The organism is Sneathiella aquimaris, assembly GCF_026409565.1.
GTDB classification, from domain to species: Bacteria; Pseudomonadota; Alphaproteobacteria; order Sneathiellales; family Sneathiellaceae; genus Sneathiella; species Sneathiella aquimaris.
Genome location: NZ_CP112881.1, coordinates 157512 through 170760, shown reverse-complemented (window position 1 = coordinate 170760; position 13249 = coordinate 157512). Strand labels below are relative to the sequence as shown.

The window sequence follows — 13249 nt, the reverse complement described above, 5'->3', positions numbered from 1 at the left end:
TTGATTTGAACAGCGGCTTACCCCGTGAAGTTATAGCCGATGATTTGTGGGTCAGTAAGTCAACGCTTGGCAGGTGGATCATTGGGCTTGTCTTAGAGAAATGTACAGGGTCTCCAACAGAATTATTGATACTTATTGGAGGAAATTATGGCGTAGAAAGACACTCAGAACGGCTTCAAACGTTAGGCTGTATTAAACAGTTCCGCGTAATAGACATCATCTTCAACAACCGACCACGTGTCTGTTTTATTATTCATTTGATAAGAGCGCCATGATAACTCAACAGGTTCTTTTCGAAGTTTTGCTGGGCCCTCATAAGCCTTATTCCGTGTATGCCCATGAACATGTATATTATCTGAGTTAATATAGGGAAGGATGATCGTCGATCCATAGTTTCTTGAGATAATTTTGCCCTCTTGCCATAAACGAGAGGATGAGCCATACCCTGAGCTGTCGGGCACTCCAAACTCCTTTCGGACCCACATATTCTCTCCAGGTAAATACTGAAAAACTTTTCCACCAATTCTGACAATGGTTATGTTCTGCCCCAACGCAGTTGCAAGTATTTGCCGTTCTTCATGAGTTATTTTATCTCGCATAGGGTCCGACGTGTAGATATCTTTTAATCGAGCTCTAATGCTATTCAGATTGATTAGGTGCCCCCGGCTCAAAATAGGGATGCGGTGAATATCGGCGAAATGCGCGCGCTCAAAAATCTTCCTTTTTGTATCTTGCTTTCCGTACTTATTCCATTCTTTCCAGATTTGTATATCGTCTGACTCGTTTTCTAAGCAACGGATCCAGAGAGTGACAAAAGGGCCAGTTTGAGTCAGGACATGGAGTAAATCTGGACGCTCCCTCAGAGTTGCATGTAGCTGCTGAAGATGCCTGGACTGATTGATCTGAAAGTCAGCTATATCTGTTTCAGGGATTAGATGAATTTGACTTATATCTGGCGGCGTGATGCTTTGAGACAATTTGAGAGCTTCATCTTTATAGAACTGGTCGGTTTTGCGAAGCTCCTCTAAACGGTTTTCCATCTCTACAGCGCGAATATCTCTATTTTCTTTGATTTGGCACTTGTCTTCATCCGTTAAAGACTTAGTCGCAAGGTTAGAAAAATAGGTAACCGAACCAGTGAGATTTGGATAGCACGCCCTGATAGCCATAAGCTTGATGGGGGCGCCGTTGATAAGATCCTGAGAACAGAAGAGTTCTTTAACATCATTATCAAGATATTTCATCATTTCAGTTGTTTCAGATGAAAGAGTTTTCAGAATTTGATAGAATAGGGAGAGTTGAAGTATCGGAATGTTTTTCCGATTTTGCAGCAGCTCGGTGGGTAGCCCTAAAAGATCTTGATATTGGTCATCTTTTGGAGAAATACGATCTTCAGGAAATAATATCAATCGAAACAATTGGTTTATATTTCGAGTAACAAGCTTTGTTTGAAAGACTTCTTTAGTCAGCAAATTTAAAATATGCGATCTAGCAAATGCTTCGTTTCTGAAAAGCACCGGTTTTTCGGGTCTGTCTTCATGAGAAATAATCCTTTCTTCAAAGTTGTTTTCATTCGGATTACCAAGGTAGCGTTTTTCAACAACGCTGAAAAATTGTTGCTTATTCTGCGCGCATTTTACTACGTCATAGCGGATATCTGTATGAGGATGAATGTTGATACTTTGCAGATAAAAAGCATATTTTTTCACAGATCAGTCTCTTTTTTAGATAAGCTTTAAAATAATGAGGGAGAAATAAATCTCCCCTAGCTTCTTAAACACCTTGGACTTTCCAATATTCCTGTTTCTAAAACTAGATTAGCAACAGTAATCCGTTGTTACCATGTTTGCGCATCGGATGTAGAAAAGTTCTACATAATCAAACACATGCTAGCAAACCTGGATGCGGTCTCGAGGCCTCTGCCAGACAAAACTTCGCTTTGACGACTTTGCCGCAAAACAATAGCATTTGGGTATGAAAATTTAAAATCCGTTTCGTTATTTCAAAACATCACCGGAGATCATTCGGCTTGCTGTGCTAATGTATGTTCGTTATCCACTGTCACTTCGTAATGCGGAAGATCTACTAAGCGAGCGAGGGATTGATATCTGTCATGAAACCATTCGCTATTGGTGAAACCGTTTTGACCCAATCTTCGCTAAAGAAATACGCAAGAAACGAATTTATCCGTCCGCTATTTATTCAAACTGGCGATGGCATCTAGATGAGGTTTTCGTGAAGATAAATGGTGAACTGCGTTATCTGTGGCGTGCTGTTGATCATGAAGGTGAGATACTCGAGGTCTTTGTGACAAACCACCACAACCACAAGAAATCGTAACTGATAAATTACGTTCATATCGAGCAGCCATGAATGTCACTGTCAAAGCGGGGAAGCAAGAAACGGGTTGCTGGAAAAATAAAAGATGTGAGAATTCTCATTTGCCATTTCGACGACGGGAGTTTGCCATGTTGTGCTTCAGGTATATGCAAAGTTTACAAAAATTCGCGTCAATTCATTCTTCAGTTTATAACCACTTAAACCACCAACGCCACCTTGTCAGTCACCAAGCATTCAAGCAAGATCGTTCAGCTACGTTAGCTGAGTGGCGGCAGTTATGCGCCTGATAAGTGAGGGCGATTAGGACTTAAATCGGTCGGAGCGTTTCCTTTGACAGAGCCACTCGCTGGACTTGGAGATATGCCTCTCCATCAGCGCCGAACCACGCTGTCTCATTACTATCATCGAACTACGAATTAGCAAAATCTAGATAATAATAAAATCCCTCGAAGCTGTTGTATTCACGAGTGAAATAGATTTAATATAACCTGTGGGTGTATTTTAGCGCTAACGAATTTTTATAATTATGAATATGCTAGAACATTCGCACAGCAAAAATTTATTATTGAGAGACATATGGATCACGTAGGCGAAATCGAAAAACGACTTTGGTCAGTAGCTGACCACCTTCGTGCAAACTCCAACTTCGCCAGTAACGAATATTTCCTTCCCGTCATGGGCCTCATCTTCCTGCGTCACGCCTACAGCCGCTTTCTGCGCGTCCAGGACGACATCAAAGCTTCGCTTCCTTCGCGCGGTGGCGTCACACGCCCGCTGACAAAGGAAGACTTCTCGCAGCGAGGCTCGATCTTCCTGAAGCCAGAAGCGCAATTCGATCATCTGGTCGCTATCCCCGATGGCGGAGACCGTGCAGGTGCAATCATCGCTGCGATGGAAAGCATCGAAGCGGACTACCAGTCCCTTGATGGCGCTCTGCCTAAGTCGGAATATCAGGAACTTGGCGATGACGACCTTGGTCAGCTCTTGCGCACCTTCAACGATCCCGCGCTTCAAAAAGCTGATGGTGACGTGTTTGGGCGCATCTACGAATACTTCCTGACGCAGTTTGCTGACCAGAAAGCCCACGATGGCGGCGAATTTTTCACACCTGTTTCGATCGTCCAAACGCTGGTCAACGTCATCGAACCTGACCACGGCAAGATCATCGACCCCGCCTGTGGTTCAGGCGGCATGTTCGTGCAATCCGCTCATTTCATCGAAAAAATGAAAGCCAACCCCAGCGACCGCGTGACCTTTTACGGGATGGAGAAGAACCCGACGACGATCCGCCTAGCCAAGATGAACCTCGCGGTTCACGGGCTTGAAGGCGATATCAGTAAGGCGATTTCCTACTACGACGACCCGCACAAGGACAAAGGGCCGTTTGATTTTGTCATGGCAAATCCGCCCTTTAACGTGGACGAAATTGACGCCGAAAAGATCAAGAATGACGACCGTCTGGAATTCGGGCTTCCTGGGGTGAACAACAAGGGGAAGGTGTCCAACGGCAACTACGTCTGGATGTCGTTCTTTTACTCGTACCTATCCGATACCGGACGCGCGGGTATCGTCATGTCAGCGCAGTCATCATCTGCTGGGGCGGTGAAGCCAAAGTGCGCGAAGCGATGATCAAGACCGGCGATGTCGATGTCATGATGGCCATCCGTGGCAACTTTTTCTACACGCGCGCTGTGCCGTGTGAGCTTTGGTTCTTTGACAAGGCCAAGCCCGAACACCTAAAAAACAAGGTACTGATGATCGATGCGCGCAACGTTTACCGTAAGGTGACTCGCAAGATTTTTGACTTTACGCCCGAACAGCAACAGAACTTGTCCAGCATGGTCTGGCTCTATCGCGGTCAGACTGACCGCTTTTTGGCGCTGGTGCAGGACTATCTGGAAACGGCGTTCACCCAGATGCAGGCCTGCGATTTCGACGGTTTTGCAAAGGCGCTGAAGGCCCTGACTGGTGCGCACAAAGACGACGAATTGTACAAGCTGGCAGATGAAGTCTTGGCGGATATCGTTTCTCTGGGTGACAAAGCGAAGGATGCACGCACCACATGGGACGCCGCCGCCCGGGATAATGACAGGCTGAAATCCTCCAGCACAGCGTTTGAGCCAGTGGCAGTTCAGGCCAGGGCCTTGGTCAAGGAAATCGACCATCTCTACAAGCTGGCAACTCGCGTGCATGAGGCTGACGTGGCCGATGGCACAAAACCTGCCGAGGGCAAGAAGCGGCTGAACGAACTAGATACTGCGCGACAAAAAGTAACCGAGCATCTCAAACGTGCACGATATTTCCATACACAGGCGGAATGGTTGCAAACGCGGTTCCCAGATGCCGAGCTGCGCGATGTGGAAGGTTTGGTTAAGCTGGTCAGCCGAGACGAGCTGGAAGCCAACGACTGGAGCCTGACTCCGGGCCGCTACGTCGGCGTAGCACCGGAAGAAGAGGACGAGGATTTTGATTTTGAGGAAGCCTTGCGCGACATTCACATCGAGATCGATGGATTAAATGTCGAGGCAGTGGAATTAGCGGCAACCATCAAAAAGAATTTTGAAGAGTTGTTTGTATGAGTGCGCTGACCAAAATGCGAATAGACGATTTTGCCACGATGAAGTATGGTAAAATGCCGCCAAAGAACGTTGTGAGCGATACGGGATATCCTATATACAGTGGATATCGGGTCACAGGTTATGCAAAAGAATTTCTATACAAGGACCCGGAGCTGATTGTAGTTGCTCGGGGCGTCGGGGGCACTGGTGATGTAAAAATCTCGCCTCCCGAAGCATGGATAACAAACCTATCGATAGTCCTCAGCCTATCATCGGATATCGTTGACAAGAAGTTTTTGTACTATCGGCTTGGCCGGGAGCCTCTCAAGGCGAAATTGAATACCGGTGCTGCACAAGCACAAATAACCATCGAAAATCTTCGGTCCTATGAAATAGATTTACCTGACCTCACCTCGCAGAAACGCATCGCTTCAATCCTGTCCACATACGATGACCTGATCGAAAACAACGGGCGGCGGATTGCGTTGTTGGAGGAGGCAGCGCGGCTTTTGTATCGCGAATGGTTTACTCATTTCCGATTTCCCGGCCATGAACACGTCAAGATCATCGACGGCGTGCCAGAGACTTTTGAAGTTTTGGAATTGGGGGATTTTTGTAAGCTTCGTGGGGGCAATGCATTCAAAATGAAATTCCAAGGCCAAAAGGCGGGGGATTACCCATTTATCAAAGTGGGAGATATGAACAGCGCTGGAAATTCCGCTTCTATCACTGAAGCGAACAATTGGGTTTCTGAAGTGGAGGCAAAGGAGCTCAAGGCCAAAGCCTTTCCGTCTGGAACAATTGTTTTTGCGAAGATTGGTGAGGCACTCAAAAAGAACCGTGTGAGGGTCACAGTCAGAGACACTATCATAGATAACAACATGATGGGCGCAGTCCCAGATAGCGGCTTTGTCTCGTCAGCCTTCCTTTATTATCTACTTTCAGGCTATGATATCGCAAGTCATGCCAGCGGTGCAGCTGTTCCTTTTTTGACAGCAAATGTCTTATCACAAATAAAGTTCGCTATACCAAATAATGCACTGCGTATGGATTTCGACTCAATTGTCGACCCCATCCAAAAACAGATTACAAATTTGCAGGTACAAATCACAGCGACAGCAAGAGCCCGCGACTTATTACTTCCCCGTCTGATGGACGGCAGATTAGAAATTTGACAACATGAACGATTACACCGAAGACAGATTGGCCCAAGCCACCCTCGCCGAGTATTTGCAGGACGAACTCGGTTGGGAGTCTGTCTTCGCGTTCAACAGCGAAACCTTCGGGCCGGAAGGCACACTTGGTCGCAAGTCCGACCGCGAGGTCGTGCTGACCCGTCACTTAGGCGAAGCACTGATCCGTCTGAACCCTGGCTTGCCGGATGAGGCCTACTCGTACGCGCTGCGCCAGATCACCGACACACTGGCATTTCAATCCACTGTTCAGACCAACAGCGAAAAATACGAGTTGATCCGTGACGGGGTGGTCGCCAGCTACAAGAAGAACGGTGAGATCAAGAAGACGCGCCTGAAGGTCTTCGACTACGAGAGCCCCGACAACAACAATTTCCTATGCGTACGTGAGATGTGGGTGATGGGTCCAAATGGCCATCGCCGCCGCCCCGACATCATCGGTTTCGTCAACGGCCTGCCATTGATGTTCGTGGAGCTGAAACGCCCAGACAAATCGCTGCGCCGCGCCTATGACGACAACTTCAAAGACTACATGGACACGATCCCGCAGCTCTTCCACTTCAACGCCTTTGTGGTCTTAGGGAATGGAATTGAGGCCAAGGTCGGATCGATCAGCGCCAAGTACGAACACTTCAGCGATTGGAAGCGCCTGGCCGAGGGCGAAAAAGGTGTCGTGCAAATGGAGACCCTTGTGAAGGGTATCTGCACCAAGGCCAACTTCCTCGACATCTTCGAGAACTTCATTCTGTTCGATGACAGCACCGGCAAGCTGGCCAAGATCGTTGCGCGCAACCACCAATACCTGGGGGTCAATCGTGCGCTGCAATCCGTGATCGAACGTAAAGAACGCGATGGAAAACTTGGCGTATTCTGGCACACGCAAGGTTCGGGCAAGTCCTACTCAATGGCGCTGTTCGCGCAAAAGGTAAGGCGTAAGCTGGGCGGTGATTTCACCTTCCTCGTGCTGACCGATCGGGCCGATCTGGATAAGCAGATTTACGACACCTTCGCGGGCGTTGGTCTAGCCAACAATGACAAAGACCCATGTCGCGCCGACAGCGGTGATCAGCTGAAAAACTTACTTGGCCAGCAGAAAGCATTTGTTTTCTCGCTGATCCAGAAGTTCAACAAAGAGATAAAAGACGGTGAGGCCTATTCCGATAGGGAAAACATCATCGTCATGACCGACGAAGCGCACCGGACGCAATACGGAACGTTGGCGATGAACATGCGGGACGCTCTACCGAACGCCAGCTTCATTGGGTTTACTGGAACGCCGCTGTTTACCAGCGATGAGATCACGCAGCGCGTCTTTGGTGGCTACATCTCGACCTATGACTTCCAGCGGGCCATCGAGGATAATGCCACGCTTCCACTCTACTATGATGCGCGGGGCGATAAGCTCGGGCTATCAGCTGAAGGGCTAAATGAAAAACTGGCCAATGCCATCGCCGATGCTGAGATCAGCGATGCGGACGTGGCCGCAAAGTTAGAGAATGAGCTCAAGCGCGAATACCATGTTGTTACCGCCGAGAAGCGGCTGAAGCATATTGCAACGGATTTTGCAGCACATTATTCGACGAACTGGGAAACCGGAAAGGCAATGTTCGTAGCAATTGACAAGATCACCGCCGTTCGCATGCATGGCTATTTTCTTCAGGCATGGAAGGCCAAAATTGCGCAGTTGGAAGCAGAGCTTTCAACGGCGAAAGACGACCAGGATCAGTTGGTTCGGGAACGCCAACTCGCATGGATGCGCGAAACAGAAATGGCGGTTGTCATTAGTGACGAGCAAGGTGAAGTCGACAAGTTCCGCAAGTGGGACTTGGATATTTTTCCGCATAGAAAACTTATGCGGGAAGGTTTCCTACTCGAAGATGGGAAGCGCCTTGACGTTGAATCCGCTTTTAAACGCGAAGAACATCCCTTCCGCGTGGTCATTGTTTGTGCCATGTGGCTCACCGGGTTTGACGTACCTTCTCTCTCGACGCTTTACCTCGACAAGCCGCTACAAGCGCACACGCTGATGCAGGCAATCGCCCGCGCAAACCGTGTGCATGAGGGCAAGAACAATGGCTTGATTGTAGATTACTGTGGAATCCTAAAAAACCTTCGAAAAGCACTCTCAACCTTTGCTGGTCATACAGGCGAAGGTGGCTTCGATGGTAAGGGCGGCACTGAAAATGATCCGTTGCATCCCGAAGAAGAACTTCTGGAAGAACTTGTAGAAGCGATAGAATTTGTCCGCAGTCAATTGAATGATAATGGCTTCGATCTCGCAACGCTAAAGACGGCAACCGGTTTTGCCCGCAACAAGGCACTGCTAGATGCCAAGGAAGCCGTGAATATTGATGATGAAAGCCGGAAGAAGTTCGAGATTTCTGCTCGTTCCGTTTTTAGGAAATACAAAGCCTGCCTTACGTTCAAAGGAGTCCAAATCAACCGCGCAGACGCTGAAGCTATAAGTTTCCTTTACAAGACACTCCAAGATGATCGTGAAAGTGCAGATACTTCTGAAATAATCCAGAAATTGAATGCTATCGTCAGTGATGCCATCGACGTGAAGGCTGATGCTGAATCCGATGACAAGGTCTTTGATATTTCAAAGATCAATTTCGATCTGCTTCGGAAAGAGTTTTCGAAAAGCGAAACCCAACGTTCTGAAGTGCAGGACGTTAAGACGGTGGTCGAAAACCGGCTCCGGAAAATGCTGGAGCAAAATCCCTTACGTACTGATTTTCAGGAACGTTTTGATGAGATTGTTCGGGACTACAACAAAGAAAAAGACAAAAACACGATTGAAGCCACGTTTGAAGCATTGATGCGGTTAACCGCTGAAATGAGTGCGGAATCCAAGAGATATGTGAAGGAAGGATTGGAAAGCGAGGAACAGCTTGCTGTCTTCGACATGCTTCTGAAACCTGATTTGTCCAAATCAGACATCAAGAAAATTAAGTCGGTCGCGGTTGCGCTTCTCAAGTCCCTAGAACAACAAATGCATGATGTTCAGGATTTATTCGGGAAGGCGTCTACACGTGATCGCTTCCGTCAGTCGATTTATGATCACCTTTATGACGATAGAACTGGTCTTCCTGTCGATACTTACTCTGAGTCCGATCTGTCTGAAAAGACGGATCAGCTTTTTGAATTCTTTTCAAGAAGTGGAATGAAGGATTTCGACCAAAGTATCAGGTCAAGACCCATGTAAAATATTAAGCCACTTAGCGCTCGCAACAAAGAACGTTAAATAAATTTCTGAAAGACTATTTGATGCATATAGAAAAAATCTCCCTTCGAAACTTCCGATGCTTCGGGGATACATGTGTCAGCATTCCAACAAATAGTGGCGTGTCTGGTTTCGTTGGTGACAACGGTGCTGGCAAGTCCTCGGCATTGGAAGCTTTAAAAAGGCTATTCTCGCCCGTCTCATCGGAACGGAAACTTCGCAAGAGTGATGTTCACTTCGGGCATGGAGAAGATAGTCAAAAAGTCGATGAAAGAGAAATCGTCATTGATGTCGTATTTGGATTTTCCAACCCAGATTCCATACCGCACGTGTTTAGTGACATTTTTTTTGACAGTGCAGATCAGTCTCTAAAAGTACGTTTGCTACTTGAGGCAAACTACAAAAAGTCGGAATCGCACGAAGATGATATTGAGGTAAAACTCTATACAGTGCGAACTTTAGATGACGTTCCCTTTGGGCCAGATGATGAGCGCAAAACTCCGTTGCGCGGACGGCCAACTCAATTTGCAGAGCTCGTATACATCCCTGCACACAGAGATTCCCTTGCTGTAACCCGCCATGCTCTGATGAACGTACTCAAGCGGCTTGAACGTTCCGCAGACTGGAGCGATGAAACCAAAAGCAAGTCACAAGCTTTCGCGAAAGAGCTAGAGGATAGCCTGAACGGCGTGGATGCAATTGGAACGGTTACCCAAGACCTTAAAACGTTTTGGGGCGCACTTCACGATGGCCACTATGATGCAAATCCAATCATCAGTGTCGTTGCTACAGAATTTGAACAGCTAATCCGTGATTTAACTTTACGCTTTGAAAAATCGCCAGGGGGTGGGCAACGCCAACTTGAAGAACTAAGCGAAGGGCAAATCTCGCTACTGTATTTTGCACTGTCTGCAACGTTACATAACTTGATTTGGAAGATGGAAGCGGAATCTCCCTCTCATCTTAAGGGGTTTAAAGCTCTGGATTTTGTTCCTGCACCTCTAACAATATTTGCGCTAGAGGAACCAGAAAACCATCTCGCGCCATTCTATTTGCCACGACTTATCGGCCTGTTAGAAGAGCTCATAGACTCGGGCTCTGCACAGTCATTTGTGACAAGCCACTCTACAAGCGTGCTAAGTCGCATTCCACCTCGAAATGTTCGGTATTTTAAGAATTGCAGAAACTCACTCATTTCCAGCGTAAAGGAGATACCCTTACCCGCTAAGGGAACCGATGAAGACAACTTCCTTCACCAAGTCATTCTATCCAACCCCGAAATCTACTTCGCGCGTCTTGTAATTATTGGTGAAGGTGACAGCGAGCGTATCGTTATCCCACGAGTCGCCGAAGCATTTGATGTTTCATTAGACCCATCATTCGTTGCGTTTGTGCCAATCGGTGGACGCCACGCTCAACATTTGTGGAAGCTGGTCAGAGGACTAGATATCCCTTGCTTAACATTGTTGGATTTTGACCTTGGGCGGCACAATGCTGGAATGGGAAGGATGAAGAATGCCGTAAGTTGGCTCAAAGATATTGGGTACGAGGTTGATCCAACTAAAGTGCCGGAAAACGAAGCGCTGAATTCAGCAATGCTCAAGCAATGGGTGGATTGGATGAGAGCGCTTCAAGTCTATTATTCATCCCCATTGGATCTCGACATGATGATGGTTCAGTCTTTCCCCAACGCTTATTTACCAAGCCGCCCCTTAGATTTGGCGAAAGATGATCCGGAGAAAGTCGCAAAGTCAGTTTTTGGTGATAACGGCAAAGGCAATGTGGACGTTGCACGTCTTGGTGCGGCTTTTACAGACAAAGAAATGTTCACTTACAAAAACCTTTTCAAGTCTCGCTCTAAACCAGCCTCTCACTACAAGGGGCTCGCAGCTCTTGATGATGCGGCGATCCAGGCAAATTGCCCTGAACCACTTAGAGCTTTGATAGACGCTGCAAGAGCAATCCTCACGCCACCGCCACCTCCGATTCCGCCAGTCGTTGCTGAGGTGAACGAATGACTTATGTTTCACCCGATGACTGGAAACCGTCCCCGCAGATACGTTTAGAAGGCACCGCGCTAAAGATTGTTCAGTCAGATTCGTCGATATCTGTATTGGCTGGCCCGGGCGCTGGAAAGACAGAGCTTTTGGCGCAACGAGCCGCCTACTTACTTGCTACAGGATTGTGCCCACCTCCGCGCCGTATCTTAGCAATTTCATTCAAAGTTGATGCCGCACGAAACTTGCAGGAACGGGTTTCCGAACGATCTGAATCCGTCCACGCGAATAGGTTTGAATCTCTAACACTCGACGCATTCGCAAAGAGAATTGTTGATCAGTTCTTAGAGGCCCTTCCCGCTCAGTTGCGTCCATCTCCTGACTACAAAATTATCTTTCCAAATAGGGATATCTGGGAAGACTTTGGAAACAGATATAGTGATGACTATCCTGACATCAAATCAGTAAACAATAAGCAGCTTGAGCGGATAACGCATAGTTCTATTCCAACTACCAACTTGGAGAATGCCACGACGTTAGAACAACAAATCCAGTGTATTTGGTGGCGTGATCAAATTGGGGCATCTCCTTCATGCCTTACTTTTGATATGATTAAGCTCTTGGCTATTCAAATTCTTCAAAGCCACGACAGCATTTTGTCCGCTTTGAGGAGCACATATTCACATGTGTTCTTGGACGAGTTTCAAGATGTTACTCAGCGTCAGTACGACTTGATCAAAGTAGCCTTTTGGGGTTCAAGCGCTGTCCTTACCGCTGTTGGTGATTCAAATCAGGCCATTATGCGTTGGGCTGGTGCTCGCGCTGATATCTTTGACCAATTCGAAACAGATTTCATCGCTACCGATAAAAGGCTGCTCTTTAACTTCCGATCAAATTCTAGAGTTGTTCAACTGATCAATGATTTGACTGCTACATTTGATGAAGAATTCATACCAACTGAGTGCGCACGGGCTGATGAACCAGTGCCTGAAAACGCGGTTGAAGGATGGGTGTTCGAAACCAGACAGGACGAAGGTGAGTATATTGCTTCCTTTGTTGCGAGTGAGCTCGAAAAAAATCCTGACTTGAACCCTGCCGACTTTGTTATTTTGGCTCGGCTTAGAATTAACGAAGTGGAAGAACGAATAAAGGCTAACTTCAAAAATAAGGGCTTAAAACTTAGAAACGAAGCAAGGCAGGTCGGAGGGATTGCGATTCAAGATCTGGTGAAGGAAAAAGCATATACATTTATGCTTTCCGCACTAAAGCTCTCAGTAAATGTAAGAATTGGACAACCATTTCAAGAATGTCGCAACACAATTGCAGATGTTCGCGGAGCTGATCTCAATAGCGACCAAGGGCATAGCGAAGCTCTTTTTGCTGTGAGGAGTTTGGTCTCTCAATTGAAAGACTTACTCGATGGCAGAGCTCCCAACGAAGTTGAGGGGCAGGAAATTTCCGACCTTATTTTGGCATTCGTATCACGAGGTGAGTTGCAACGCACTTATCGTGAATATGTCGGGGGTGAGCGTTTAGATGCAATAATTGCGGGTTTCAGGGCTTTCTTTGAGGAATGCCGGGAAGATGCAAATAGTTGGTCTCAGTGCATTTCAAACATGGAAGGTGCGGAATCTGTTCGATTAATGACGATCCATAAGAGCAAAGGGCTTGAGTATCACACAGTGGTTTTTGTCGAATTTAATGATGACGCCTTTTGGGGAAATGACGACGACGTAAATGTTTTCTTCGTAGCGCTGTCGAGGGCGCGTGAACGCGTCTATTTTTCGTTTACCAAGGACTCAAGGGGAGCGAGAAACATCAAGGACTTTGTTGAGAAGCTGAAAATCTCGAACGTTTCCTTTTTCAACAAACCGTAACAACCATATGCGTTCACAACAAAGAGTTTGAAATAATAAGTTAATCAATTATTAGCGG

Annotated in this window: 5 protein-coding genes and 2 pseudogenes; 6 read left to right on the top strand and 1 reads right to left on the bottom strand. The window is 47.0% G+C overall.

Going from position 1 to position 13249, the window contains the following annotated elements; genetic code table 11:
- Positions 1 to 182: 182 nt before the first annotated feature.
- The gene (locus OIR97_RS00865; protein ID WP_169543859.1) at positions 183 to 1709 is read right to left on the bottom strand and encodes a hypothetical protein; all 1527 of its coding nucleotides are present in this window, start codon (positions 1707 to 1709) and stop codon (positions 183 to 185) included.
- Positions 1710 to 2040: 331 nt separating this feature from the next.
- On the opposite strand from OIR97_RS00865, the pseudogene OIR97_RS18745 reads away from it, so the two are divergent.
- From OIR97_RS18745 to OIR97_RS00835, 6 genes and pseudogenes are all read left to right on the top strand, one after another.
- Positions 2041 to 2627: pseudogene (locus tag OIR97_RS18745) on the top strand (IS6 family transposase).
- Between the two features lie 289 nt (positions 2628 to 2916).
- Positions 2917 to 4919, top strand: a pseudogene (locus tag OIR97_RS18740) (N-6 DNA methylase).
- Complete coding sequence (locus tag OIR97_RS00850; protein WP_169543858.1) at positions 4916 to 6073, top strand: restriction endonuclease subunit S; 1158 nt, start codon at positions 4916 to 4918, stop codon at positions 6071 to 6073. The pseudogene OIR97_RS18740 and the gene OIR97_RS00850 overlap by 4 nt, the downstream one beginning before the upstream one ends.
- Before the next feature lie 4 nt (positions 6074 to 6077).
- On the top strand, positions 6078 to 9299 hold the full coding sequence (locus OIR97_RS00845; protein ID WP_169543857.1) for a type I restriction endonuclease subunit R: 3222 nt from the start codon (positions 6078 to 6080) through the stop codon (positions 9297 to 9299).
- Positions 9300 to 9361: 62 nt separating this feature from the next.
- Positions 9362 to 11335: an ATP-dependent nuclease gene (locus OIR97_RS00840; protein ID WP_169543856.1), complete on the top strand. Its 1974-nt coding sequence runs from the start codon at positions 9362 to 9364 to the stop codon at positions 11333 to 11335.
- Complete coding sequence (locus OIR97_RS00835) at positions 11332 to 13191, top strand: UvrD-helicase domain-containing protein (protein ID WP_169543855.1); 1860 nt, start codon at positions 11332 to 11334, stop codon at positions 13189 to 13191. Before OIR97_RS00840 ends, OIR97_RS00835 begins: the two co-directional genes overlap by 4 nt.
- The last annotated feature ends 58 nt before the right edge of the window (positions 13192 to 13249 follow it).

Coding starts and splice junctions, on each gene's coding strand:
- OIR97_RS00850 (WP_169543858.1), top strand. CDS start 4,916: ATGAGTGCGCTGACCAAAATGCGAATAGACGATTTTGCCACGATGAAG.
- OIR97_RS00845 (WP_169543857.1), top strand. CDS start 6,078: ATGAACGATTACACCGAAGACAGATTGGCCCAAGCCACCCTCGCCGAG.
- OIR97_RS00840 (WP_169543856.1), top strand. CDS start 9,362: ATGCATATAGAAAAAATCTCCCTTCGAAACTTCCGATGCTTCGGGGAT.
- OIR97_RS00835 (WP_169543855.1), top strand. CDS start 11,332: ATGACTTATGTTTCACCCGATGACTGGAAACCGTCCCCGCAGATACGT.